The organism is Leifsonia tongyongensis (genome assembly GCF_010686705.1).
GTDB lineage: Bacteria > Actinomycetota > Actinomycetes > Actinomycetales > Microbacteriaceae > Diaminobutyricibacter > Diaminobutyricibacter tongyongensis.
On the sequence record NZ_JAAGWY010000001.1, the window covers coordinates 772,728 to 797,698 of the forward strand.

Here is a 24,971-nt window from a genome sequence, read left to right on the forward strand (position 1 = left end):
CGGGTATTTTTGCGCAAACATGTCTCGATTTGGTTACATTGTTCACGCGAGTAACCTCGGCTAGCGTCAGATGACCATGACCCCTTCAACTCCGAACAACGGCCCAACGGGTGACCGCGCGCAGCGTCGACGAACTACGATCCATGATGTCGCGCTATCGGCAGGGGTTTCAGCTTCTGCGGTCTCAAAGGTGATTCGCTCTGCGGCAGGAGTGAGTCCGCAGATGCGCGAGCGGGTGACTCAGACGATCGCGGACCTGAATTATCGGCCGCACGCAGGTGCACGCGGGATGCGTGGAACATCATTCACCGTCGGGGTGATGGTCACGGACTTCTCCTCGCCGTTTCATCCGGAAGTCGCGGAAGGGATCAGCAACCAGCTTGACCAGACTCCGTTCCAGGAGATCGTCGTCCGGGGCGGAGTAGATCCGAGTCGGCAGCGCAGGAGCATCGAGGCTCTCTTTGACCGACAGGTGGACGGGCTGATCGTCATCGCACCGTGGACGCCCCAGGAATGGCTCGAAGATCTGGGCCGCGAAATTCCCACTGTCGTCGTTGCACGCCACGGCGCTCCTCGGCACTTCGACACAGTTGTCAGCGACGACAATCTCGGAGCTCGGCTGATGGTCGACCATCTTGTAAGTCAGGGACACACCCGAATCGCACTCACGAGCCAACCGTCAGGGGGATTACGAGGGCAGTATGTGCTGTCCCACACCGAACGCGAGCGCGGGTACGAAGAGGCGATGCGGGCGCGATCCCTCCAGCCTCAGATCGTCCGGACTACCTATTCGGAGGAAGGCGGGTATCGCGCGGCTCGAGACCTGCTCGACCGATCCAACCGACCGACGGCCATCTTTGCGGGCGCCGACATTGCCGCGCTCGGCGTACTCCGCGCAGTGGAGGAGGCCGGACTGCGAGTTCCCGACGAGGTCGCTGTCGCGGGCTATGACGACATCGCGGTCGCCGGCATCTCGCGCGTTGGCCTGACGACCATAGATCAGTCGGCTCGCGAGACCGGCGAGACGAGCGCCCGACTGCTCCTTGAGCGTATTGAAGGCCGTGTCGACCCCGTGCGCTACGTCATGCGGCCACAGCTTCGAGAACGTGCCACGACGATCAAGCAGCGCTAGTCGAGGTTGCGCAAAAGACCACCGAACCATATGCGTTCGCGTACCGTTCCGTGACGATGGGTCATGGATCGCTTCGAGGCGGCCAACCAGTCCGAGGAGAGATCGTTGCGTAGCGTTGGGCCGTGGAGCACCGTCGAGTTCGAGTTCGAAAGTGATGTGGATTATGCACGCCCTTACGAGGAGGTCGACGTCATCGCTACTTTCGTCGGTCCACACGGCGAAACTTTCCGGCGATTTGCCTTTTGGAATGGCGGCCGAAGCTGGCGTTTGAGATTCGCCCCAACAGCGGCGGGCCTCTGGGCCTTCACCACGGCGGCCACGGATAGAACGAACGGCGGTCTCCACAGCGTGGCAGGCGAGCTCCTGTGCAAGGAAGGAAGTGCCGCTCCCCTCTACGAACACGGTTTCCTACGCGCTTCCGGTACTGGCACGCACCTCGAGCACGCGGATGGCACGCCATTCTTCTGGCTGGGAGACACGCACTGGCGTTTTGCATGGGAGAAATGGGACCGGGCGAACAAGGCTGGTTGGTCGTCGCAGTTCCGCGACACCGTCGACCGACGCGTCAGGCAAGGTTTCACCGTCTACCAAGCGAATCTGTTGTCCTGGAACCCACCGCCCTTCTGGGACAGGCTCCTCGCCGGAGGGGAATTCGATGTGGCGTTCTTCCGTGAGGTTCTCGACCCACGGATGGAGTACATCGCGGCGAGCGGTTTGGTGAACGCGATCGGGCTGGCCTGGTACGCGGCCGTCGACGGTCATCCATCGGCGATGGTTCGCTTAGCGCGCTATGTCGTTGCCCGCTATGGGTCGTACCCGCTTGTCTGGACTCTGGGTGGCGAGGTGGCCGGATATGAACCCGCGACGCGTGCGCAGCGTCTCGCGGCCTGGCGTGACGTCGCACTGGCAATCCAACGCGATGACGACTACCGGCACCCGATCACTGCTCACCTAACTTGCGAACGGCCGATGCCGGCCGAGTTTCAAAACGAAGAATGGTTGACCTTCACGCTCAGCCAGCTCGGTCATGGAGACCTCGACATGAGCTCCGAGCACTGGACAGATCACCTTGCCGCGCATCCGGGCAAGCCCCTCATCGAAGGGGAAAGCTTTTACGAAGGCCTGACCAGCGTCGAACCAAATGGGCGACGGCCGGTGACGGACACGATGGTCCGGCAGGTTGCGTACCGAGCATTCCAATCGGGATGCTCTGGATACACCTATGGCGCCCAAGGATCTTGGAACGGCGCCTGGGATTCCGAATCGGGAAAGAGCATGTGGGGAGACCTCCCCTGGCACGAGGGAGTCGATCTTCCTGGAGCCGAGCAGATGGGATTCCTCAGGCGGTTCTACGAATCGGTCGATTGGACCTCGCTCTCTCCCGCGCCGGAATTGTATTCGACGGAGAGTTGGATCAACTCGACGATGTATCGGCCGCACGTTGCCTCCAACGCTACGCGCGACATAATCAGTGTGTATTTCGGCGAAACGTATCGCCACGATGACGGCGATGCTGCAGTCGAGGTCAGCGACGAGGGCACCTATCGGGTCGAATGGTTTGATCCGCGAACGGGGACGTTTGAAAGTGTCTACGATGCCGAACGCGCCGAGAACCGAAGGCTTGGGCTTCCTTGCCCCCCGACCCCCGGCGATTGGGCTCTTCTTATCCGCCGCAACGTCGGCTGACACGACGTACTTGAGGAGTTCCAGTCGAACCCAGCAGTGCTGCGGGCATTCGCAGCACCGATCACTTCGCTCGGGGGTTGCGCAATTTCCATTGAGGACGTCGAGGGCCCGGTAGCCCCCGGATATGTTCAATAAAGAGACTGCAGCGAGCGCAGACAGTACGACACGAAGTCGCGAAGGAGCACACTATGCCCCCGTTCATACCACCAGAATTCGACCGGGAGCTTCACGCTGCGCTCGATTCAAGCCACATTGCTCCGACGATCACCGCGGAGATGATCCCTGCACTCCGACTGGAGTCCGCCGGAGGCCAGTCCACTGACGAGTTCTTGGCTGAGACCGGCTTGACCCGGCACGATGTAGTCATCGATGGACATCAGGGTGACCAGATCGTCGTGAGCGTGATCAAAGCGAAAGCTCATACTGGGTTCGGGCCAGGGATCCTCAACATTCATGGAGGAGGCATGATCACAGGTACCCGGTTCGACGGACTTGAACAGGTTGCACCCTGGATTGTCACGTACGGAGCGGTAGTCGTCACCGTTGAGTATCGCCTTGCGCCCGAATTTCCTGACCCGTATCCCGTTGAAGACTGCTACGCAGCATTGCATTGGACTGCCGATAACGCTGCGAACCTAGGCATAGATTCTAAGCGGTTGCTCATTATGGGCGGGAGCGCAGGTGGGGGACTCGCTGCCGGAACCACCCTTCTTGCCCGTGACCGCAGGGGTCCCGTTCTGACCGGACAAGTTCTACTGTGTCCGATGATCGACGACCGAGACCTCACGATTTCAGCACATCAGATCGACGGAATCGGAGTGTGGGACCGCGGGTCAAACCGAGTTGGTTGGGACGCCCTGCTGGGCAGCCGCTGTGGATCGGACGATGTATCGATCTATGCGGCACCTGCGCGCGCGTCGGACCTGTCGGGACTCCCTCCCACCTACATCGACGTGGGTAGTGCAGAAGTTTTTCGAGATGAGGTCATTTCCTACGCGTCCCGTATCTGGGAAGCCGGGGGGTCAGCTGAACTGCACGTATGGTCGGGCGGATTCCACGGATTCGAAGTGATCGCTCCCCAAGCCGCAGTTACCCGTGCCTCGGTCGCGGCGCGAAATAGTTGGGTTGATCGTCTGTTGCGAGGCAACGTCGCCGAATCGGCGGGGTAATCGACCCACGCCGTTCGCGCTACGGCGGGCCCTTACGCCCTGGCCGGCGCGGCCCCTGGGCCCAGGTGCAACCGCGCGTTCGCGGGTGCATTGTGATGTCTCAAGACATTGTGAACGGCTGAACCCCCGGTTTGTGGGGTTCAGCCGTTTTCACTTTGGGTTGGTAGCTTTGTTTCGGGTCGATTCGGTAGTCGCCGAGGACGGTGCCGTCGAGGCTGATGATGGTCGCCTCATGGCTGTGGATCAGGATGATGATCTCGGTTCTGGCGTGGTGTCGGCCGACCCGAGGTGGAGCATCCGGTTGCCGTAGCGGAGTGAGACTTTCCCGCCGGGGTCGATGGTGTCGTAGCGGAGCGTCCTGAAACCAGACACGCCGAGCTCTGGCTGGCTCGGTTCAGGATTTGAGCGAACGATTCACTCACCCAGAACCCTGCTGCCCCATGGCTCGAGCACGAGTTCAGTGCCGGCGCCCAGCTGTTCACCGGAGACGCGGTCCGTCACAGTCACCGGGACCGCCAGATTCGCAGGCTGGCCGCTCCAGTTGTGGATGAACCACGTGCGACGTGCATCCGGAGTCGTGCCGGACGCGAACGTCACCGCTTCGCTCGCGGTCGTCGTCCACGCGTGGGCGACAGTCTCGGGGACCGCGAAACGCACGATGTCCGCCGCCAGTGGCGGGTTGGGCACCGTTCCGACATAGGAGATGCGCCCCCGCCCGAAGACCGTGGAGGTGATCGCCGGAAAGCGACCGAATTCGGGGTGATCGTAGCCGGCCAGGATGTCGGCGCCGTCGGGCACGAGCCCGTCCGCCCATCCGGTCGCGGCGGCCCCCTCGCTGAGCGCCAGCCCGTGGCCTTCGCCCTCACCCTGCCGCACCCGAACGACGCTGTTGAGATTCGAGTACTCGTCGTACCAGACGCCGGCGGCCTGATCGAGGAAGGCGGGCGCAACCACATTGCGCGCACGGGCCTCATGGTCGCCATAGCCGGTCCGGGTGCCGATGATGAGGTGGCCTCCGGCGCTTGCGTAATCCTTCAGGAATTCGAGCTGGTCGTCGGATGCGATGTAGAGGGCGGGAGCGATGAGCACAGGATGCGCCTGCGCTGCGGCCTCTGCTCCGAGTGCGACGAACTGTTCAGTGTGGAAGATGCGCGCCTGTGCGCCGGCATCGATGACACCTCGGTAGAACGCATCGAAGATGTGCTGGTAAGACTGACGATCTGGCACGTTGTTCGCGTCGTGGAGCGGGGCCGAGAATTCGAGCGCCCATTTGCTGTCCACCGAGTGGAGCAGCGCGACGTCGGAGTCGGGCTCGTAGCCGTCCAGGCTGTTTCCGATGGCCTTGAGAGCGGCTCCGATTTGAGCGATCTCGCGATACACGCGCCCCGGTCGCTGACTGTGAGGGAGAACGCCGCCCCAGTAGGTCTCCGTTCCGAAGTGGAGGGTGTGCCAGTGCCAGTATTCGACCATCGCGGCCCCCCGCGAGATGAGCGCCATTGTCGCCTGCGTCAGCTGGCCGGGATACGGCGGAAGGTTCTGATCGTGGGCGCCGACCGATTGCGCGTTCGTCTCCGTGACCAGGAAGCGGGACTGCTTGCTCGAGTAGATCCGGTCGGCCTGGCGGAACAGTCCCCAGACACCTGTCGTGGTCCACGGCTGGATCGGCGCGAGTTCCGTGCCGCGGGCGAGGTGGTCTTGCGTTCCGTAGTACACGTTGCCGGCGGTGATATCGAGACCAGCAGCGAGCGTTCCATCGTCGAGCGCCGGGCGCGGGTAGGCGATGCAGGTGGTGACGAACTGGTCGGATCGGCTGTACTGGCGAACGATCGACGCCTGCCACTCGATGAACTCGGTGGTGAGCGATGCCTGGTAACGCCGCCAGGCCAGGTCGTACTGGGGAAGGGTGTTGCCGTCGGGGCGCCAGAGTTCGGACCAGTCTCCGATGCGGTGCGACCAGTAGGTGAGACCCCACTCTCGGTTGAGGGTCTCGACGTCGCCGTACGTGCCCTTGAGACGGGTGATGAAGCGGTCGAACGATCCGCGGTTGTGTATGAGGTGGAGACCGGGTTCGTTGTCGACCTGGTACCCGATCACAGCTGGATGGTCGGCGTAGCGGGACACCACGGCGCGAATGATCCGTTCCGCGTGGAACAGGAACGCCGGGTGTGAGAAGTCGACCTCCTGTCGCGCACCCCAGGGAACGCGCCTTCCGGTCGCGCTTTCCGCAGCGATTTCCGGGTAGCTCTTCTGGAGCCACGGCGGAACGGCGTAGGTCGGCGTGCCGAGGATCACACCGATTCCTCGCGCGTGCGCACCGTCGAGCACAGGCTGCAGCCAGTCGAGACTGAATTCACCGTCGGCCGGCTCCCAGGTGGACCAGACCGATTCGCCGACCCGGATGACCGTGAACCCGGCCTCGGCCATGAGGTCGAGGTCGACCTCTGTGCGATCGGACAACTGGTATTCGGCATAGTAGGCGGCTCCGAAGCGGATGCCGGCGGGTTCGAACGGGATCGGGGTTGCCTTCATCGCAGATGTGCTCCTTTTGTGGCAAAGTTAGCGGTAACTCGCTGCTCAGCGACTTTACGGGAGCTACGTTTTCGGCGCAACTATGGCGCGCCACGAAGGGAAGCACGCATGGATCGACCGGTACGAATCGGCATCATCGGCGGCGGCCAGCGCACGCGGGCGTACTTCACCGCCGCAGCCAGCTCATCGACCCTGGGCATCACGTCGGCGCTCGTGCGCAGCGACAAGAGCGCCGAGGACCTCACCCGGCGATGGGGAGTGGATGCGACCACGGATGCGGAGGAATTCTTCGCACGTGCGCTCGACTATGTCATCGTCTGCGTCAGCCGCGACGCAGCCCCCGAGTTCATCCAGCGCGCGGTATCCGCGGGGATCCCGGTGCTGAGCGAGACCCCGCCGGCTGCCGACCTTGCCGGGCTCGTGTCCCTCTACTCCTCACTCGGAACAGCCGCGGTCCAGGTCGCGGAACAGTACCGGTTCCAGCCGCACCACGCAGCCCGACTCGCCATCGCCCGCAGCGGCTTGATCGGCAAGCCACTCCACGCCCGCCTCTCGACGGCGCACGACTATCACGCCATGAGTCTCGGCAGGGCCATCCTCGATCTCGGGTTCAGGGAAGCCGAGATCACTGCCACGTCCCTCGTCGACGAGGTCGTGGCCACGCTGGGCTTCGATGGGTGGTCGGATGAGACAACACCGAAGACGACGGCTCGCGTGACCGCGCGGATGCGATTCGACGGCGGCGCCGTGATCGACTATGACTTCAGCGACGAGCAGTACTTCTCGCCGCTGCGCTCGCGCCACCTCTCCGTCCGCGGGGTCAGGGGTGAGATCATCGACGACACCGTGCGGCATCTGGCCGGTCCCGAGGAGCCCGTGATCGAGACGATCACGCGGAGTGAGACCGGCGTCGACGGAGACCTGGAGGGCCGGTTTCTTCGCGGATTGACCCTCGGCGGCGAATTCGTCTACCGCAATACGCTCGCACCGGGTCGGCTGTCCGACGACGAGATAGCAATCGGCACTGTCCTCCACAAGATGGCCGACTACGCTGCAGGCGGCGCGCCGTTCTACGGACTGGGCGACGCCTGCCACGACCACTATCTCGGCCTTCTGATGCATGAGGCCGTGAGGACCGGCAAGCCGGTCCTCACGACGCCGCAGCCCTGGCACCGCGAAGGAAGTGCCTTCTCCTGATCTCGTAAAGGCGCTACGCGAGCCTGCCCGCCTGCCTGGCGAACGACGCCTGTTCTTCGTCATAGGCCGGCGGTGCAGGATCCACCCACTCGACCAGCCGCCGTTTGATCATGAACGCGAAATGAGCGTTGCCGAGGGGGGTGTAGTGACCAGCCCAGAAGCGATCCGTATACGCATCCGGAGAAAGAGCGAAGTCGCGATAGTCGTCGGCGTGAAGCTGGAGCGCGTCGATGACCGGTATGCCCAACTGCGTGAGCGCTTCGACGAACGATTGATCCGTCCGAACACCCGTGGATATGTAGCGCGCGACCTCCTCGGCAGGATAGGTGAGAGCGACGAGAAGGCGCTTGCCGGCTGCTTGCAGCTCGCCCTTCAGCGAAGCCAGGATCAATTCCGTGGCCCTGAACGCCGCCCCCTCCCACAGGGCATGGGCGGTCTCCCTGGGCGCCGTATCAGGTCTGAAATCGATGCTGAGAGCGCGCGCGAGATCCTCATGCTCGGCGAGATAGCGGTAATCACCGGATTGGTCGGCGATCAGCTTCTGCGCCACGAAATCGTGTCCGAAGGCGTCGATCAGGAAATCCGTATCGCACAGGTTGTACAAAGAGTCCGGAGTCGGGCAGATGTTCTCCTGCGGGACGAGTGCCGCCGTCGCCGGATCGATCCGGACGTGTCGCCATGGATTCGCGTGAAACATGCTCGTCGTCAATGACCGGTCGTAGTCGCGCCACCAGCGGCCGAGTCTGAGCAACCGGTAGGCATCCACGTTGCGGTAGTGATCGTCAAGGTAGATGTTGAGGACGATATACGGTGCAGCCGCCGCGGATGCTTCAGCCCGCCTCATCCGCTCGACCGCTTGATAGACCCCGAATCCCCCCACACCGAAGTTGCGGATGGGTTCTCCGATGTGGGCGGCCAGGACCTCCTGCCAGGTTTCGCCGTCGCTGACCTGGTGGCATTGCGTGAAACTGTCGCCATAGGTATTGATTCGCGTCGGACGGTCAGCATGGTTGACCTGCAACCGTTCGCCGAACTCGCCATAGCGATACTCACTCAGGGCACCATCGATGTTGTCGGGTACCAGTGAATCGTGGGGAAGGTACCCGAGGGCGGAATCGAATTGCGCCCATGATGGCGCCTGCGGATCGAGAAACCGGTCTATCTCTGCCCGTTCAAGAGTGGCATCGGTGAAGAAGGCGACCTCTGCGGCTGTCGAACCCACGGTCAGTTCCTTCCTGTCAACGCAGGTTCGAGCTCATCCGCTTGGGCCGCCGGCGAATCGTCGGGCACAACGATCGAGACCCCGAACGGCGGCAATGCGACGCCCGCCACCGGTTCACCGGAAAGCAGGTCTGTGCCAGAGGATGACGTGTGAACGTCGCCTCCCCCGTGGTTGATTGAAATGACCACGTCGCCCCTCGTGACAACCTCAAGGCCCGGCACGGCTCGATTCGCTGGGATGCCGGCTTCCTCGAGCAGGTGCTCGAGGAGCGCTGCGCGCGCACTTCGCTCCGGAAGCGTAGCGGCGTACCAGGCGACACCCCGGCCGGTCTCGTTCCGTGTCAAGGCGGGCCATCCGGCGAGTGAACCTCCCGAAAAGCTTGCCTGCACTTCGGCTCCGTGCGTGTGGACGTACTCACTCCACAACTCCGCGTCGGCCGGCCCTGTAATCGGGCCCGTCAGTCCCAATCGTGGGCCATCCCCTTCGCCTCGCGTGCCGGACGGGACGAGCGGGGCGAATTCTTCGATGGAGACACCGAGAGTGTTCTGCAGCGCTCCCAAATATCCGCCCGGAGCTATCCGGGTCGATTCGTCGACGATCCCGGTCTGATAGGTGACGAAGAGATGTCCGCCGCCCTGGACATACGAATCGAAGGTCGCGGCAGCTGTTTCGGTTAGGACGAAAAGGCTGGGCACCACCACGAGCCGGTAGGCGGACAGATCCTGGTCCGACCGCACGAAGTCGACACTGACGTTGAGTTCGAACAGCTCTCGGTACCACGAGAAGATCCCATCGGAGTACGACAGTTGAGCGGGCAGGGCTTCCTGCTCGATGGCCCACCAGCTGTCCCAGTCGACGACGATGGCGACGTCTGCGTGGACCCGGGTGCCTTGCACTCGTTCCAGCGCTGCGAGCTCGCCGCCGAGCTGACTTACCTCGGCCCACACCCGCGACGTGTCGCCAGAGTGGGGAAGCATCCCGGTAAGGAACCTCTCGGCGCCGAAAACGGATTGCCTCCATTGGAAGTAGAGGATGCCGTCTGCTCCGTGGGCAAGGGCCTGATACGACCAGGCACGCATCTGTCCAGGCGATTTCGGCCGGTTGGGGTGGCCCCAGCTCACGGCGCTAGCCGCCTGCTCCATGAGCAGCCAGGGCTGCCCGCCTCCGAGCGACCGCATGAGGTCGTGGCTCATTGCTGCGCGCGCCGGGGAGTCAGGGCTGTCCGGCTCGGGATAGCTGTCGTAGGAGACGATGTCGACTTCGGAGGCCCAATCCCAGTAGCTCACCAGCTTGGTGAAGCCGAGGAAGTTGGTGGTCACGGGGACTCCTGGGCAGATTTCGCGAAGGATTGCGACTTCGACTCGGAAGCACTCGAGGAGTTCATTCGAACTGAACCGGTCGAAGTCCAGGAGCTGCGCGGGGTTACGGAAAGTCGGCGCGGAGCGCGGCGGATAGATCTCCTCGAAGCTGCCGTAGATCTGGGACCAGAAGGTGGTTCCCCACGCTTCATTGAGTCGTTCGATGGTGCCGTACTTCTTTGTCAGCCATTCCCTGAAGGCCTGAGCCGACACATCGCAATAGCACCGGCCCACATGGCAGCCGTATTCATTGTTGACGTGCCAGAGGCGAAGGCCCGGGTGGTCGCCGTAGCGTCGTGCGATGGCAGTCACCAGGCGCGCAGCATAGCGGCGATAGATCGGCGAACTGGGGCAATAGTGCTGGCGGCTGCCCGGATGCAAACGCACGCCATCCTCCGTCACCGGCAGCATTTCCGGATGCGCGTGCGTGAGCCAGGGCGGCGGTGAAGCTGTTGCCGTGGCGAGGTCGATCGCGATGCCGGCATCCGTGAGTGCGGCGATCACCTCATCCAGCCATTCGAAGTCGAATTCGCCGTCTCGCGGCTCGATTCGAGACCATGCGAAGACGCCCACAGTGGCCAGGTTGATGCCGCCCTCTTTCATGAGCCGGACATCGTCACCCCAGGTGGCGGGCTCCCATTGTTCGGGGTTGTAGTCCCCGCCGAACCAAATCACCAATGTGGCCTCTCAATCATGTGTCTGTCCGTTTCGTGATGTTCGTTTACGTGTTCGTGCGTGCGCTGCCGCAACGTCATCCTTTGACGCCGCCTGTGACCAGCCCTGTGCGCCAGTACCTCTGCAAGAAGAGGAAGGCGATGATCAGGGGGACCACCGAGACCAGAGATCCGGTGATCACCGTGGAGAACAGGACCTTCGCCCCTCCGCCGGCGGCGCTGGCGGCCTGGAGCTGGGCGAGCCCGACCGTCAAGGGATACAGGTCGGACGAGTTCAGCATGATCAACGGGAGGAAGTAGTTGTTCCAGGTTGCGACCAGTGAGAAGAGGAACACGGTGATGATCCCGGGTCCCAGAAGCCGAAACCCGATCTGCCAGAAGATCCGGAGTTCGCCTGCACCGTCGACTCGAGCAGCCTCGATGAGCGAATCGGGTATGGCGTCAGCGGCGTACACCCGCATGAGGAACACGCCGAACGGACTGACGAGCGATGGCAGGATCACGGCCCAGGGCGTATTGGTGATGCCTGCGCTGCTGAACAACAGGTAGGTGGGAATGGCGAGCGCGGTGAGCGGAATCATGACGGCTCCGAGCGTCACGCTGAACAGGAGCTTCTCGCCCGGAAAGTCGTATTTCGCGAACGCGTACCCGGCCATCGTCGCGAAGAGGGACGCCCCGATAGCGCTCACCCCTGCGTAGACGATCGTGTTGATCAGCCAGTGGATGTAGACGCCGTTCTGAGAAGTGAAGAGCGCCGCCAGATTGTCGATGAGGCTGAATCGGTGGCCGAACCAGAGTCCGAACGTAGCGAACAAGTCCGAGTTGTCCTTGGTTGAGGCGGCCACCAGCCACAGGAGCGGGACCACGAAATAGAGTCCGCAGATCCACATGACCACCGACAGCGGCGAGTTGCGCCGCTTCTCCGGGTCGAAGTGTTTCTGTGAGCGCTTCGGCCTGGCCTCGGCGCGGACTTCGGGCTCGTTGATGATGGTGGCCATCACAGTGCCTCCCTCTTCCGGGTCGACAGCTGAACGACATACGAGATCACCATGATCACGAAGCCGAGAACGAACGCGATCGCCGCCGCATAGTTGGTGTTCTGATTGACGAACGCGACGTTGTACGCGTAGTAGTTCGGCGTGTACGAGGAGTTGATGGCATCCGGTGCGATGTTGTGCAACAGGCTCGGCTCGTTGAAGAGCTGAAATGAACCGATGATCGAGAAGATGATGGTCAACAGCAGCGCCGGTCGGATCGCCGGGACCTTGATGCTCCAGGCGATTCGGACGGCGCCCGCTCCGTCGATCTCGGCCGCTTCGTAGAGTTCTGTAGGCACTGACCGGAGCGCTGCATACATGACGATCATGTTGTATCCGATGTACTCCCAGGTCACGATGTTCATGATCGAACCGAGCGCATTGTCCTGCGACAGCAGTTGGGGAGCGCTCAAGCCGAGCGCGTGGAAGACCTGGGCGATCGGGCCGAAGTCCGGCCCGTAAAGGTAGCCCCACATGAGAGTGGCAACCACGCTCGGTACGGCATATGGGATGAAGATCAGCAGTCGGAGCGCCTTGCTGCCTCGCACTCGCCCACTGTCGAGTGCAAGTGCGAAGAAGAGTGCGACGCCCAGCATGATCGGGACCTGGACGACCAGGAACCATGCCACCCTTCCGAGCCCCGCCAGGAAGTTCGGGTCGGCGAAGACGCTGACGAAATTGTCGACCCCGACGAAACTGGTTCCGCCCACGAGCCGCGTCTGGAAGAAGCTCAGGTAACCTGCGTACGCCAGCGGAACCACCAGCATGGTAATGAAGATCACGACGAAGGGTGCCACGAGCAGATAAGCAGCGATGTGCTGCTTGCGCTTGGTCGTACTGGGCTTCCGTGCCCGTTTACGCTGTGCCGGGCGACCTCTCCGAGGCGCGGCAATGGATGTCAAACTCATCCGATTCTCAATCCCTTCGTCGTCGACGGTGGGCGACGACACGTCGCCCACCGTCGACAGTGACTAGCTGAAGGTGGCTTCTACTTGACGGTGAAGCCCTGCTGCTTGCCGTAGTCCACGAGAGCCTTCTGCCAGGCGTCGAGACCTGCGGAGAGGTCTCCCTTGGCGGCTATCGCCTTGCCGAGCGTGTCATTGAAGCTGGAGTCGACGAAGTCCATGTACGGCAGGTGCTGGTCCACACCGATCGTCTGCGAGATCTGCCCGAAGAGCTTGTTCACCTGCTGTCCGCCGAAGAATGCGGACTTCTGCTCAACGAATTGCGGATCGGTGAGGACATTCTTCGCGGTGGGGAACAGGGACTCCTGCGTTGCGAACACGAGCGTCGACGACTTGTCGTTGTTGATCCATTTCGCGAACTCAGCAGCGGCGATCGGGTTCTTCGTCGTCTTCAGCACCGCGTTCGACGATCCGCCGGCGTCCACCGACGGTGTGGCATCCGACCACTTCGGCAGCTCGGCTGCGCGCCACTTGCCTGAGGTGTCTTTTGCCGTCCCCTGAAGGAAGAGCGGGCCCCACGCGGCGGCCATCCAGCTCGCGTACCTGCCACTGGCGAGTCCCTGATACCACTGGTCGGTGAAGTCGGGGTCGACCGAGACGAGGTTGGACTGGATGAGCTTCTGCCAGTACGACAGCGCCTGCTTGGCCTTGTCGCTGTTGACGTCGACCGTCACGGTCTTCTTTCCGTCATACGAGAACGGCTGGACTCCGGCCTGCTCGAGCACTGGGATCACCTGGATCTCAGGGTCCGGCGCAAAGTTGGTGATGTACGAGCCGGTCTTGGCTTTGACGGCTGCCGCGTCGGTAGCGTATTCGTCCCACGTCGTGGGGAATCCAGAGATTCCGGCCTTCGCCAGGATGTCGTTCCGGTACAGCGTCCCCACCGGGCCCCAGTCCTGCGGGATCGCGAAGATCTGCTGCCCGCTCACGATCTGGCTCCACATGCCGGGCAGATAGTCGCCCTTGAGCTTGTCCGCGCCATAGGGAGCCAGATCGAGGAGACTGTTCGTCGCGACGAACGACGAGACGAATGATGTCGACAATTGGACGACGTCAGGAGCGCCTTTGCCTGCCTTCAACGCGGTTCTGATCTTCGTGAACTCAGCCGGCCCGTTGCCGACGTTCTCGACGTTCACCTTGATCGCCGGATACTGCTTCTCGAACAGGTCGATGTTCTTCTGGATGTCAGGCAGCCAGCTCCAGAATGTGAGTGTCGTCGGCGTCTTAAGAGCCTTGTCGATCTCTGACTGAGACACAGAACCGGCGGTCGTGGCATTGGCTCCGACGGAGCAGCCTGACAGCAGCAATGCTGCTGCCAGCAAACCAGATCCCAGTGCAAATGCTCTTCTTCGTGCATTTTTTGGCATGTGTCGATTCCTTCTGTGTCGGTCACACGACGGATGCGGGAACGCTCGCTCGTCAACCGCTTCCGTCGAATTCGGAACTCGATCGAAAGCGGTGCGTGAGAGCGTGAAGTTGACTCTAGTAATTTGAGTTAGCGCTAACAAGAGAGCGACTACACAAGATTGATCTTCGTTATCTTTTTGTTATCTAACGCTTGGAGCGGGTCCGGATGACGCGCGGATCAGCAGTTCCGGCTCGAGGAGCGTATGGGTCACATCAATGTCGTTCCCCGTGATCATCTGGAGCAGATTGCCGATTGCGATGCGTCCTTGTGTTTCAAAATCCAGTCGCACCGTGGTGAGCGACGGACGAAAGAACCGAGACTCAGGGATGTCGTCGAAGCCGACCACGCTCACATCGTCGGGCACCCGGACTGAACGATCTGCCAGTGCGGCGAGAGCGCCAAGGGCGGTCTGGTCGTTCGAAGCCACGAGTGCCGTTATCCCGCGATCCAAAGGCATCGCCATCGCCGCGTCATACCCCGATTGCGACGTCCAGTCGCCCTCCGCCACGCCCACAAGGTCAAGCCCGCGAGCGCGCAGCGCGGCCTCTAACGCGTGTGCCCTGCCGCGCGCGACAACCCAATCGCTCGGCCCAGCGATCTGAAAGAAGCGACGGTGTCCGAGCGATATCAAATGCTCGACCAGCACGGTCATCGCCATCTCGTTGGGTGTCGGTCCCGGTGACCCCGAGGGCCTGCGTGCTTCAGACTCGACGAGCACCGGTACCGAGAACGCAACTTTTTCGATCGCTGCGACGACGCGATCCGTCGGGGCGAAGACCATCACGCCGGCCAGGTCATTCTGGTTGATCAATGAAATCGACTGTTCGATGGCGTGATCGTCGTTCGGATCGAGGTTCGCGATATCGAGGAGGTACCCGGCCTCCCGCGCACCGACGCTCGCACCCTGCATGATCTTGCTCGGTCCGACTTCCGCGATCTCGTAGACGAGGGCGCCGATTCGATGAGATCGGCTCGTCGCCAACGAGCGCGCCGCCATGTTGGGGCGGTAGTTGAGCTCGAGGATCGCGGACTCCACGCGCGCACGAATCTCAGGCCGGATGTTCGTCTGCCCCTTCACCAACCGAGAAACCGTCTGGTGCGAGACGTTCGCCAGCTTGGCGACATCGTAGAGAGTCGGGGGCCGCGTGATGGCGGGCTCCCCGTTCGGGACCGCCATGATCGCCTCCCCGGAGCTTAGGCACGGTGTACGAGGAGAGACTATCGCAGTCCAGATTCGCAGATCGCGCGCGACATCGGCGAGCGTTGTCGTTTGATCCGTCATTACCTATGAAGGATTTACCTGATTTATGAGCGCTTGCCCCAACCGAAGAGCTTCGATGTTGGACGCGACTAAGCGTTGTGCTCCTATTGGACGGTTACCAGCCACGTGTGGCGTAATGATGAGATTCGGAGCGTCCCACAGTGGCGAATCGCTCGAGAGCGGCTCCGTCTTCGTCACATCGATTGAGGCCGCCCGCAGTCGGCCATCGTCGAGCGCCTGTCGCAGAGCGGTTTCGTCCACGGTTGCCCCCCTGCCGACATTGATGAACACCGCCCCGGGGGTGAGGTTCGGTATCGTCGGGGTCGGCAAGATCAGCGCCCAGTACTTTGCATCGCTGGGCTCAGTTCCCGGTCTGGAGCTGGTGGCGGTCGCCGATCTGGACGAAAACCGGGCACCGGAAGCCGCCGCCCAGCATAAGGTCGAGGCCAAATCTGTGTCACAGCTACTCGACGACAAACGTGTCCAGGCCATTCTCAACCTCACCATCCCGGTGGCGCACGCGGAGATCGCCATCCGAGCCCTCCACGCGGGCAAGCACGTGTACACCGAGAAGCCACTGGCGGTGACCCCGGCCGAGGCGACGGAGATCATCGCCGCGTCAAAGCAGACCGGTCTGCGTGTCGGATCAGCGCCGGACACCGTGCTGGGCACCGGTATACAGACCGCACGACAGCAGATTGATGGCGGGAGTATCGGCCGGCCCGTGGGGGCAACGGCGTTGACGTCGACACACATGTCAACGCCATTCTGGAGCATGCGTCCGGTGTCGCATCGACCGTCACGATGAGCTTCGACGTCTGGGCGTCCCGGTCCCGAATATCGAGGTTTATGGCTCATCGGGCACGCTGACCGTTCCCGATCCAAATCACTTTTCGGACCCCGTGGAGATCTGGACGAAGGATGAGCCGGAGTGGCGAACCGTGGCACCCACGGCAGGTTACGCGAACGCGAGCCGTGGGTACGGGCTCGCTGACCTGGGTCGGGCCATCGAGACCAACCGCCCCCATCGCGCCTCGGCCGAACTCGCGTTCCACGTACTTGAGATCATGGACGCGATCCTGAATTCGGGCACACACCACCACGTGATCTCCCTCGCAAGTAGCGTCGAACGACCCGCGCCCGTACCTCTAGGAGCCCTCCCCAACACCTGGTGATGACACACTCACCACTTCGCCGAAGATTCGGATCGTCGTGTCGATGTCGTGCTCGGTGTGCTCGGTCGACAGATACCAGCGTCCACCCGGAAGCGCGAACACGCCGCGGCGCAGAAGCTCGACGAGCAGCAGGTCGTAAGCCTTCGTGTCGGCCCCCATGAATTCCGTGAACGTGCGGACTGCGGGCACCCCGAGAGCACACTGGACGACCGGACCGACCTGGTTGACCGCGCCCACGACGCCGTGCCGCGTGAGCTGGTCTCCGAGTCCGGATGCCAGCCGCCGCCCGAGGGCATCCAGCCGCTCATACGTACCTTCGCGTTTCAGAACGTCGAGTGTCGCAAGGGCGCCCGCCAGAACGACAGGATTCCCGTTGTACGTTCCTGCATGGACGACTCCGGCCTGGGTCAGGTCGAGCAACTCCGACTTGCCGACGACCGCGGACAACGGGAGGCCGCCGGCGATCGCCTTTCCGAGCACAGCGAGGTCGGGCACGACACCATATTTCTCAACCGCTCCGCCGAAGGCGAGGCGGAAGCCCGTGATCACCTCGTCGAAAATGAGGACGGTGCCTGTCTCGGTGCAGATCTCGCGCACACCTTCGAGATAGCCGTCAGGCGGCTCGATGACACCGGAGTTGCAGAGCACAGGCTCGAGGACGACCGCTGCGATGTCCCGCCCTGTGAGCGTTGCCCTCAGGTCGTCGAGATTGCCCCATTCCAGCACGACTGCATCCCGGCTGGCGTTCTCGGACTGCCCGAGCGACTCGGCCGCCGAGGAGCTTCCCGCGCGGCCGCCCCGGTAGCCGACCAGCACCGGATCTGTCCAGCCGTGGTAGTGACCGCTGAACTTGACGAAGTGCTGTCTTCCGGTTGCCCCGCGCGCGATTCGCAGGGCGACCTGGGCTGCTTCTGAACCAGAGTTGGACCAGACGAGCCTGTCGAAGGCGGGATACGCGTCGAGAACGGCCTCAGCAGCGAGGTATTCGAACTCGTGTCCGGAGCCGTAGGTCGCGCCGTGCTCGATCTGCCCCTGCACGGCCGCGACCAGTTGCGGATGGCCGTGACCGATGATGTTGGGTCCCCAGCCGAGCACGTAATCCAGGTAGGTGTTGCCATCGAGATCTGTCAGGCGCGCGCCCGCGCCTCCGCTGAAGAAGATCGGATGCGGTCGAGCCTGGGCCCTCAGTCCCGTCGACACCCCGCCGGCGAGGGACCGCTTCGTGCGGGTCCAGGCCTCCATCGACTTCGGCCACTCTGTCACCAACATCAGGCACCACTTTCTGTTCGGTCGCCGGCTGTTCGGTCGCCGGCTCCGGCGAGAACCGGCTGCACAGGCGCGGATCGTCGGAGCCCGCGCCCGGACTTCGCACCTGTGAGCTGACCGTCGCGCAGAACGACGACACCATTCACGAGGACGGTGTCGATGCCGACGGCGAGCGCCGTGGAATTGTCGTAGTCCGCCAGGTCCTGAACGGTGCCGGGATCCACGAGAGCGATGTCGGCCTTGGCGCCGGGCTGCAGCCGGCCCCGGTCGCCGAGCCCGTACCGGGCGGCAGCGTTGGCGGACACGTGCTGACTCGCGGCGGGCCAGGTCAGGTCGCGGCGCTCCCGCGTGAACGTGGCGAGAGTCTTGGCGAAGGCACCCCAGCCACGCGGATGCGGGCGCGACCCCATGTAGATTCCGTCGGAGCCCACCATGTGCGCATCGTGACGGATGACGGCGGCCAGCTGTTCGACGGGCCGCTCGTTCGGGAATTCGAAGATCGCGACCACCGCCAGCTCGGTCGTGGCCAGGAGTTCCAGGCAGAACTCCATCGGATCCTGGCCGACGCGAGTCGCGGCCTCGCGGACCGTCAGGCCCTCTGCCCATGCCCCTTCCGGGCTGCCGACGTACGAGAGCACGGTGTGCTCGGCCCAGAGCGGTCCCATGTCCGCCCTCGCAGCGATTGCTCCGCGCTGCACCTCCGCGACCTGCGTCCGGTTGACCGGGTCCGAGAGCACTGCGACGGCATGCGCCTTCCCCTGGCCCATCACCTCGGCCGGAAGTATCGGCATGGCCAGAAGCGAACTCCCCCTCAGGTAGGGATAGCTGTCGAAGCTCAGGTCGATCCCGTCCCGGAGCGCTGCGTCGACGAGCGACAGCACCACGTCCTGGGGGCCGTGGAAATGCGACACGTGCACGCTTGCCTTGCTCACGGCGATGATCTCGCGGATCTCGTCGAAGCCGACATGCGCATTCTTCTCATACCCGCCCCGCATGTGCGTCACGTAGAGGGCGTCGGCGGCTGCCACCGGAACGGTCAATCGGCCGAGTTCCACGGCATCCGCGAACAGTCCAGGAACGTAGTCGAGGCCGGTCGAGAACCCGAGCGCGCCGTCCTCCAGCCCTTCAGCCACCAGGTCGGCCATTCTCGCGAGCTCGGCCGGCGTAGCCCGACGATCCTCCATGCCCATGACCTCGTGCCGCACGGTTCCGTGCGGCACGAGGTAACCGACGTTGACGGGGGACGCGTCGTCGTAGGTAGCGAGCAAGTCGGATACCCGGGAACCTCGATAGCTGGGGTGCGGGCCGTTAAGCGCCCCGAAATAGTCGGAGGCATACCCGCCGTCGCCCGGTGCGTACGAGACGCCGTCCTGGCCGACGATCACCGTGGTCACGCCCTCGCGAAGCAATCCCAGCGCGACACGGTCGTCGAAGACTGCGCCATCGGCATGACTGTGGGCGTCGATGAATCCCGGCATGACAACCAGTCCACGGCAGTCGATCACGTGATCGTCCGGCTGCGCCTGATATCCGACCGCTTCGATCGATTCGATACTGTCGCCGCGGATAACGACATCACCGGCGAATTGCGGCCCCCCGCTCCCGTCGACGATAAGGCCGCCGCTGAGGACGATCGCGTTCATCGCTCCTGCAGAATTCTCGGACCGCCGGCGATTGCCGTGAGCCGATCGAAGAGCTCATCCGTCTCCGCGCGCGCGATTTCGTCGAAGTCGAAGTCGGTGGGCTGTCGACGGTATTCGCCGTCGATGACCCCCTGCTTCACCAAGAGGTACTTTTCGACAGCCACGTAGGAGTCGAGGCTGCTCAGCGACGACAGGAGAGGCACCAGCGCGGCGGTCACGTCGTATGCCCTCGCGAAATCTCCATCGCTGAGCGCACGCCACAACGCCGAGATCGCCCAGATCAGGTCGGCGCCGGGCATCGTGCCGACGATTCCGCGTCGAAAGCTCTCCAGGAGCGCGACTCCGCCGCTGCCTTCGAAGACTTTCGCCTCGCCTCCCGTGATCTCGAGGAGTTTCGACAGCCGGGGCCCGAGCGGCTGCGCCTCAGGCTTGAACATCACCCGCTCAGGTCCGTACTCATCGAAGAGCTGGGCGAGTAGGTCGAGGCCGATCGGGGTTCCGATGTAACCGCTCGCGTCCTGGATCACGACCGGCAAGTGCTCGGCCGCATCGATGATCGACCGGAAATAGGCCCTCAGTTGATCAGTTCCGACCGAGACCGTGAGCGGCGGATTGGCCATGACCGCACTCACGCCGCTCCGCACAGCGTGGCGGGTGTAGCGCACAGCCTGATCAGTCGATTCGGCGCCGACCGACAACACAGTGTGAGCGCGGCCTGCGATACGGTCGATGACCGCTTCGCCGAGCTCCTGGCGCTCCACGGGTGTCAACCGCGGCAGTTCGGAGACCATGGCCACCACGACGCCGTCTGCCCCGTTCAGAAGCAGCCAGTCGAGCTCCCGGTCGAGACCGTTCCTGTCGAGGTCGAGTGTCTCGGTGAAAGGTGTGGAGATAACGGGCAGTACGCCGGAGAGTCGACTCATCGATCAATTCCTTCAGAAGTGGCTTTCGGCACCCAGATGACCGCGTCGATCTCGATGTCGAAGCCGATCAGGTTGCATTCGATCGTGGTGCGGGCGGGAAAGGGCCGGGCGAAGGTTTGAGCGCAGACGGCGTCCCAGACAGGAAAGTCGCTCTGGTCGCGGAGGTAGGCCCCGATCTTCACAGCATCCTCGATCCGGCCACCGGCCGCCGTGGCGATCGCGCTGATGTTCGCCAGGGTGGCTTTGGCCTGCTCCTCGAAGGTGGCGCCGACGATCTCACCGTTCGCGTCGAACGGTCCCTGCCCTGATACATAGAGGAACTCACCTGCCAGGATTGCCTGGGAATAGGTTCCGCCCGGGGCTGCGGCGTCATTTGTTCGGACTTCGGTTCTCACTCGTTCTCCTTGTTTCTTGTTTCTGCGTGCGCATGGCTTCTGGGCCTGTCGGCTCAGAAGTACGTTTCGATGAATTCGGTCACCCGGGGGTCCGGGATGTCCGGGTCGTCGATCACCGGGATGGTCGACCACTTGTCGAATGTGGTGCAGGGGTGCGACAGCCCGAGCCTGACCACGTCGCCGACCTCAATCGGGCTGTTCGGGGCGAGCCGCAGATAGGTGTGCTGATCGTTCAGATCGATGACGGCCGCACCGTTTAGCGCGGTGTCCGGTCGCCAGGTCCCGTTCCGGTTCACCCGCTGAGGCACCGGCATGCCCTCGTCCGCCGAGATGTCTCGCCTGCCGACATCGAGCAAGGCCAGGTCGGGCTGCGGCCGGCTGAGCACCCGCCCCCAGACGTGCATCGCCGCTACCAGCTGCGGACCCGCCCCCCTGGCCTGCGGCGCTATCTGCGTGTAGATGCCGTCGTCATAGGTGACATACACCCCGGGCCGGAGCACCACCAACGTCGAAGAGCCAGCCTGCGTGCCTGCCTCCGGCCCGAGCTCAGCAGCCACCAGGTCGAAATAGGCGCTGCCGCCCGCCGAGATCAGCACCTCATCCGTCTCATAGAGGTCGGCCAGGCGGCGATGGATGCTCACCAGCCGCCGCAGATAACCACTGACCTCCGCGAGCCCGGCCGCGTCGGCCCCGTGGGTGACCACCCCCTCGTAGCCAGCCACCCCCACCAACCGGACCGCGGGCGTGGCTGCGACCGCCTCGGCGACCCGGCGAGCCTCGTCTTCAGACCGCACGCCCCCTCGGGCGTCGAGCGCTCCGACTTCGATACAGACGTCGATCGGCGGGGCCGTCCCGTCGTGCTGGGCAGCCATGGCTTCGACCCCCGCAACGGAGTCGACCCAGCAGATGACCCGCCAGTCCGGGTCCGCGGCGTGCTGCGCGTACACCCAGCGCAGAGCAGTCGGGTCCACGAACTCGTTCGCCACGATCACCCGGCGAATGCCGGCCCGCCGCGCAACACGCAACTGCGCAGGGTTCGCCACCGTGATCGCCCACGCCCCAGCAGCCAACTGCTGTTCCCAGATACTCGGCGCCATCGTCGTCTTCCCATGCGGCGACAACAACAACCCCCGGTCTCCGCACCACTGCGCCATCGCCCGGATGTTTCCCGCCATACGGTCCCCCGCAAGCGTTGCGATCGGGGTCGAGAATGCACTCAGACGCACCACCCCATCCGCGCCCACCGGTTCGAACGGGGAGCCCTTCGGGGCGAACTCGTTGCTTTCGCTCGTCATCGTCGTGTCCAATCTGCAGAGCCCTGGACTCAGTGGTCCAGCAGCCGGGCCAGGAACTCTCTGGTGCGAGGCTGACTCGGATTGTTGAAGATCACATCCGGCGTGCCCTCTTCCAGAATGCGGCCGCCGTCCATGAAGACCACACGGTCGGCGACTTCTCTGGCAAATCCCATTTCGTGCGTGACCACCAGCATGGTCATCCCCTCGTTCGCAAGAGATCGCATGACCGTCAGCACCTCGCCGACGAGTTCGGGGTCCAGCGCCGAGGTCGCCTCGTCGAAGAGCATGATGCGTGGATTCAGTGCAAGCGCACGTGCGATGGCCACTCGCTGCTGCTGTCCGCCCGACAGGTTCGCCGGAAACGCTCCCTCGTGGTCGCCGAGGCCCACTGTCTTGAGCAGTGCCCTGGCCTTCTCGGTGGCTTCTGCCTTGCTGAGCCCTTTTGTCTTGACCTGCGGGAAGACGACGTTCCGAAGGGCCGTCATGTGAGGAAAGAGGTTGAAGTGCTGGAACACCATCCCGACCTCCTGGCGAAGGTGGGCCGTCGAACGAGCGAGCTCACGTCTCTCCCGCTTCGCGCTGCCACCTCTCTGGGTGACCATCCCCTCAACGAGGATCTCTCCGTGCTGGATCTGCTCGAGTCCCGCGACGCACCGCAGCAGCGTGCTCTTGCCGCTTCCACTCGCGCCGATCAGGACCACGACGCTTCCCACGGCAACCTCGAGATCGGTTTCGTGGAGCACGGTCCGACTGCCGTAGGCCATCGTCACGTTACGCAGTTCGATCGCGTCGGTTTCCGTGATCACTGCTGTTGCCTCTTGCACGCTCATCGAACACTCGACTTTCTCAATCGCTTTTCCAGCCTGCCGATGCCGCGCGTCAACGGGAACGCGACGATGAAGTACGTCACGGCGAGCAGGGTGTAGACCTCCAGCGGACGAAACGTGGAGGTTGCCAATTGCTGTGCCTGGTAGGTGAGTTCGGGAACAGCGATCACCGACAGCAGCGACGAGTCTTTGACAAGACTCACGAACACGTTGCCCGTCGCGGGGAGCATCGTACGGACAGCTTGCGGAAAGACGACGCTCCAGAACATTGTGATGCGAGAGAGCCCGAGGACGAACGACGCGTCTCGTTGACCGATCGGCACCGCCTGAATTCCCCCGCGGAAGATCTCTGCGAGGAACGCACCCGCATTCATCGACAGCGCGACGACACCGGCGGTGATCGGGTCGAGCGAGATATTGAAGAGGATCGGCACGACGTAGAAGATCCAGATCAATTGCACGAGTGCAGGCGTGGTCCTGAAGAACTCGATGTACACGTACGCGACGCCGGACAGGATCTTCTGGTTCGACATCCGGATGGACGCGACGATCAGCCCGATGACATTGCCGAAGATGAGCGCAAGTACCGACACCAACAAGGTGTAGAGCAAGCCCCGCCCCATGATCTCGAGGGACTGAAGGCTCAGGACGGAGGACCAGTCCCAGGTGTAGCTGGCAGACGTCGCGATCATTGTCTTCACCATGTGCCGCCGGCTGTCCTGGCAGTCGGGTACATCATGCGATCAGCCCTTCAGTGAGTTGGCGACCGTCAGTGTCGAGTCCGCCAGCTTGGTAAGGTCACCGCTGGACTTCTCGGATGCGATGAATTTGTTGAGCGCGTTGAGGAGCGTCGAGTCGCCCTTGCGTACCGCGAAGGCGATCTGCACGGGGTCAATCCCATTCGGCGTGGTTGCGTAGTCGGGGATGGAGTTGAGCGCGAACTGGTTCTTGACAGCGGGCGCCAGGTAGCTGGAATCGACCATGACATCCGACCTGCCCGACGTCACCTCAGTCGCGAGAGTGGCGACCGAAGCGTTCGGCAATGACCGAAGGGTGGCGTTCGGCAGGAGCTGCTTGGTTGCTGCTTCCTCGGCGGAACCGGTAATCGTGGCGATGGTCACCGAGGACTTGTTCAGATCGGAGAGCTTCGTGAACTTGGAGCCGGCGGGCACGAAGAACATGGCCCCGGCAGCGCTCACCCCGTTGCTGAAGTCGACGGCTTGCTTGCGCTCGGCTGTGGCATTGATGGGCTGGATGATGTCGTACTTGTTCGACTGAAGACCGGCGACGATCGTTGTGAAGGACGTCGGCACGAACTCGATCTTGACGTGGGCGTAGGTACCGAACTTCTTAGCCAGCTCGGCCGAGAACGACGTCCACTGGCCGGTGCTGCTGTCGAGGATCATGAAAGGCGGTCCGGCCGCCGCACCGACTCGTACGACCGAGTTCGGTGTCAAGGCGCCCGTCGACGATTCAGCGGCGTTCCCCGCTGCGCTGCAGGCGGACATGGACAGAATGACGGCCACGGCGGCCACCACAGAGGAAATTCGCTTTGACGATTTCATAACTGCTCCAAAGGTTGGATGACGGTTGACGATATGCACCGTGGTTGTCCGAAACACCACCGCGTGCCGGATACTGCCTTCAGCATGTCGTTCTCTGTTCGGTATTACCGAACACGATTCCGTAGAATTGTGTTTGAGTATGAACATAGCTCCGGTCGATGTCAACCAGATTTCTGCATATTGCTGGAATGTTTCAGTCCGCTGGGTTTTCTCTGAAGCAGAATTGATCACCCGTGCCGTGGTA

At 63.0% G+C, this 24,971-nt stretch carries 22 protein-coding genes and 1 pseudogene; 7 read left to right on the forward strand and 16 right to left on the reverse strand.

Annotation, left to right across the window (positions count from 1 at the left end):
* Positions 1-76: 76 nt before the first annotated feature.
* The 4 genes and pseudogenes from G3T36_RS20230 to G3T36_RS03620 all read left to right on the forward strand — a co-directional run.
* Positions 77-259, forward strand: a pseudogene (locus tag G3T36_RS20230) (LacI family DNA-binding transcriptional regulator); the annotation flags it as partial.
* A gap of 30 nt (positions 260-289) precedes the next feature.
* Entirely contained in the window at positions 290-1,132 is an 843-nt protein-coding gene (locus tag G3T36_RS03610; RefSeq protein WP_240148241.1) for a LacI family DNA-binding transcriptional regulator, read from the forward strand.
* A gap of 63 nt (positions 1,133-1,195) precedes the next feature.
* Positions 1,196-2,818, forward strand: a complete 1,623-nt coding sequence (locus G3T36_RS03615; protein WP_163288031.1) for a glycoside hydrolase family 140 protein — start codon at positions 1,196-1,198, stop codon at positions 2,816-2,818.
* Positions 2,819-3,006: 188 nt separating this feature from the next.
* Positions 3,007-3,987 (forward strand): alpha/beta hydrolase, encoded by a 981-nt coding sequence (locus tag G3T36_RS03620; RefSeq protein WP_163288032.1) that lies wholly within the window; start codon positions 3,007-3,009, stop codon positions 3,985-3,987.
* A gap of 414 nt (positions 3,988-4,401) precedes the next feature.
* Here G3T36_RS03620 and G3T36_RS03625 read toward each other — a convergent pair whose 3' ends face one another.
* The gene (locus G3T36_RS03625; RefSeq protein WP_163288033.1) at positions 4,402-6,516 is read right to left on the reverse strand and encodes a beta-galactosidase; all 2,115 of its coding nucleotides are present in this window, start codon (positions 6,514-6,516) and stop codon (positions 4,402-4,404) included.
* A gap of 108 nt (positions 6,517-6,624) precedes the next feature.
* On the opposite strand from G3T36_RS03625, the gene G3T36_RS03630 reads away from it, so the two are divergent.
* Positions 6,625-7,713 (forward strand): Gfo/Idh/MocA family protein, encoded by a 1,089-nt coding sequence (locus tag G3T36_RS03630; RefSeq protein WP_163288034.1) that lies wholly within the window; start codon positions 6,625-6,627, stop codon positions 7,711-7,713.
* A gap of 13 nt (positions 7,714-7,726) precedes the next feature.
* Here G3T36_RS03630 and G3T36_RS03635 read toward each other — a convergent pair whose 3' ends face one another.
* The 7 genes from G3T36_RS03635 to G3T36_RS03665 form a co-directional block, all read right to left on the reverse strand.
* Positions 7,727-8,935 (reverse strand): SGNH/GDSL hydrolase family protein, encoded by a 1,209-nt coding sequence (locus G3T36_RS03635; protein ID WP_163288035.1) that lies wholly within the window; start codon positions 8,933-8,935, stop codon positions 7,727-7,729.
* 2 nt (positions 8,936-8,937) lie between these two features.
* Positions 8,938-10,968 (reverse strand): beta-galactosidase, encoded by a 2,031-nt coding sequence (locus tag G3T36_RS03640; protein WP_163289053.1) that lies wholly within the window; start codon positions 10,966-10,968, stop codon positions 8,938-8,940.
* Positions 10,969-11,044: 76 nt separating this feature from the next.
* Complete coding sequence (locus G3T36_RS03645; RefSeq protein ID WP_163288036.1) at positions 11,045-11,965, reverse strand: carbohydrate ABC transporter permease; 921 nt, start codon at positions 11,963-11,965, stop codon at positions 11,045-11,047.
* The gene (locus G3T36_RS03650; RefSeq protein WP_420811037.1) at positions 11,965-12,906 is read right to left on the reverse strand and encodes a carbohydrate ABC transporter permease; all 942 of its coding nucleotides are present in this window, start codon (positions 12,904-12,906) and stop codon (positions 11,965-11,967) included. The genes G3T36_RS03645 and G3T36_RS03650 overlap by 1 nt, the downstream gene beginning before the upstream one ends.
* Positions 12,907-12,992: 86 nt before the next feature.
* The gene (locus tag G3T36_RS03655) at positions 12,993-14,225 is read right to left on the reverse strand and encodes an ABC transporter substrate-binding protein (RefSeq protein WP_338031448.1); all 1,233 of its coding nucleotides are present in this window, start codon (positions 14,223-14,225) and stop codon (positions 12,993-12,995) included.
* A gap of 291 nt (positions 14,226-14,516) precedes the next feature.
* Entirely contained in the window at positions 14,517-15,554 is a 1,038-nt protein-coding gene (locus tag G3T36_RS03660; RefSeq protein ID WP_163288039.1) for a LacI family DNA-binding transcriptional regulator, read from the reverse strand.
* A gap of 108 nt (positions 15,555-15,662) precedes the next feature.
* Entirely contained in the window at positions 15,663-15,929 is a 267-nt protein-coding gene (locus G3T36_RS03665) for an NAD(P)-dependent oxidoreductase (protein WP_338031449.1), read from the reverse strand.
* Here G3T36_RS03665 and G3T36_RS20085 point away from each other — a divergent pair.
* Complete coding sequence (locus tag G3T36_RS20085; protein WP_338031450.1) at positions 15,922-16,446, forward strand: Gfo/Idh/MocA family protein; 525 nt, start codon at positions 15,922-15,924, stop codon at positions 16,444-16,446. The two genes, G3T36_RS03665 and G3T36_RS20085, sit on opposite strands and share 8 nt — an antisense overlap.
* Before the next feature lie 133 nt (positions 16,447-16,579).
* Positions 16,580-16,813 carry a hypothetical protein gene (locus G3T36_RS20090; protein ID WP_338031451.1) on the forward strand — a complete coding sequence of 78 codons (234 nt, stop codon included), beginning with the start codon at positions 16,580-16,582 and terminating at the stop codon, positions 16,811-16,813.
* Here the strand turns inward: G3T36_RS20090 and G3T36_RS03675 are convergent.
* From G3T36_RS03675 to G3T36_RS19690, 8 genes are read right to left on the reverse strand one after another with little or no spacing between them, the layout of a single operon-like run.
* Entirely contained in the window at positions 16,787-18,082 is a 1,296-nt protein-coding gene (locus G3T36_RS03675) for an aspartate aminotransferase family protein (RefSeq protein ID WP_163288040.1), read from the reverse strand. The genes G3T36_RS20090 and G3T36_RS03675 overlap by 27 nt on opposite strands.
* Positions 18,082-19,722 carry an N-acyl-D-amino-acid deacylase family protein gene (locus G3T36_RS03680; RefSeq protein ID WP_163288041.1) on the reverse strand — a complete coding sequence of 547 codons (1,641 nt, stop codon included), beginning with the start codon at positions 19,720-19,722 and terminating at the stop codon, positions 18,082-18,084. The genes G3T36_RS03675 and G3T36_RS03680 overlap by 1 nt, the downstream gene beginning before the upstream one ends.
* Positions 19,719-20,645, reverse strand: a complete 927-nt coding sequence (locus tag G3T36_RS03685; RefSeq protein ID WP_163288042.1) for a dihydrodipicolinate synthase family protein — start codon at positions 20,643-20,645, stop codon at positions 19,719-19,721. Before G3T36_RS03685 ends, G3T36_RS03680 begins: the two co-directional genes overlap by 4 nt.
* A complete protein-coding gene (locus tag G3T36_RS03690) occupies positions 20,642-21,040 on the reverse strand; it encodes a Rid family hydrolase (RefSeq protein WP_163288043.1) in 399 nt (132 codons plus the stop codon). The genes G3T36_RS03685 and G3T36_RS03690 overlap by 4 nt, the downstream gene beginning before the upstream one ends.
* Before the next feature lie 53 nt (positions 21,041-21,093).
* Complete coding sequence (locus G3T36_RS03695) at positions 21,094-22,347, reverse strand: alanine racemase (protein WP_205244997.1); 1,254 nt, start codon at positions 22,345-22,347, stop codon at positions 21,094-21,096.
* 17 nt (positions 22,348-22,364) lie between these two features.
* Entirely contained in the window at positions 22,365-23,141 is a 777-nt protein-coding gene (locus G3T36_RS03700; protein ID WP_420811030.1) for an amino acid ABC transporter ATP-binding protein, read from the reverse strand.
* Positions 23,142-23,161: 20 nt separating this feature from the next.
* The gene (locus G3T36_RS03705) at positions 23,162-23,854 is read right to left on the reverse strand and encodes an amino acid ABC transporter permease (protein WP_163288045.1); all 693 of its coding nucleotides are present in this window, start codon (positions 23,852-23,854) and stop codon (positions 23,162-23,164) included.
* A 51-nt stretch (positions 23,855-23,905) separates the two neighbouring features.
* On the reverse strand, positions 23,906-24,958 hold the full coding sequence (locus tag G3T36_RS19690) for a transporter substrate-binding domain-containing protein (RefSeq protein ID WP_163288046.1): 1,053 nt from the start codon (positions 24,956-24,958) through the stop codon (positions 23,906-23,908).
* Positions 24,959-24,971: the final 13 nt, after the last annotated feature.

Coding starts and splice junctions, on each gene's coding strand:
- G3T36_RS03610 (WP_240148241.1), top strand. CDS start 290: ATGCGTGGAACATCATTCACCGTCGGGGTGATGGTCACGGACTTCTCC.
- G3T36_RS03615 (WP_163288031.1), top strand. CDS start 1,196: ATGGATCGCTTCGAGGCGGCCAACCAGTCCGAGGAGAGATCGTTGCGT.
- G3T36_RS03620 (WP_163288032.1), top strand. CDS start 3,007: ATGCCCCCGTTCATACCACCAGAATTCGACCGGGAGCTTCACGCTGCG.
- G3T36_RS03625 (WP_163288033.1), bottom strand. CDS start 6,516: ATGAAGGCAACCCCGATCCCGTTCGAACCCGCCGGCATCCGCTTCGGA.
- G3T36_RS03630 (WP_163288034.1), top strand. CDS start 6,625: ATGGATCGACCGGTACGAATCGGCATCATCGGCGGCGGCCAGCGCACG.
- G3T36_RS03645 (WP_163288036.1), bottom strand. CDS start 11,965: ATGGCCACCATCATCAACGAGCCCGAAGTCCGCGCCGAGGCCAGGCCG.
- G3T36_RS03660 (WP_163288039.1), bottom strand. CDS start 15,554: ATGGCGGTCCCGAACGGGGAGCCCGCCATCACGCGGCCCCCGACTCTC.
- G3T36_RS20085 (WP_338031450.1), top strand. CDS start 15,922: ATGAACACCGCCCCGGGGGTGAGGTTCGGTATCGTCGGGGTCGGCAAG.
- G3T36_RS03675 (WP_163288040.1), bottom strand. CDS start 18,082: ATGTTGGTGACAGAGTGGCCGAAGTCGATGGAGGCCTGGACCCGCACG.
- G3T36_RS03680 (WP_163288041.1), bottom strand. CDS start 19,722: ATGAACGCGATCGTCCTCAGCGGCGGCCTTATCGTCGACGGGAGCGGG.
- G3T36_RS03685 (WP_163288042.1), bottom strand. CDS start 20,645: ATGAGTCGACTCTCCGGCGTACTGCCCGTTATCTCCACACCTTTCACC.
- G3T36_RS03705 (WP_163288045.1), bottom strand. CDS start 23,854: ATGATCGCGACGTCTGCCAGCTACACCTGGGACTGGTCCTCCGTCCTG.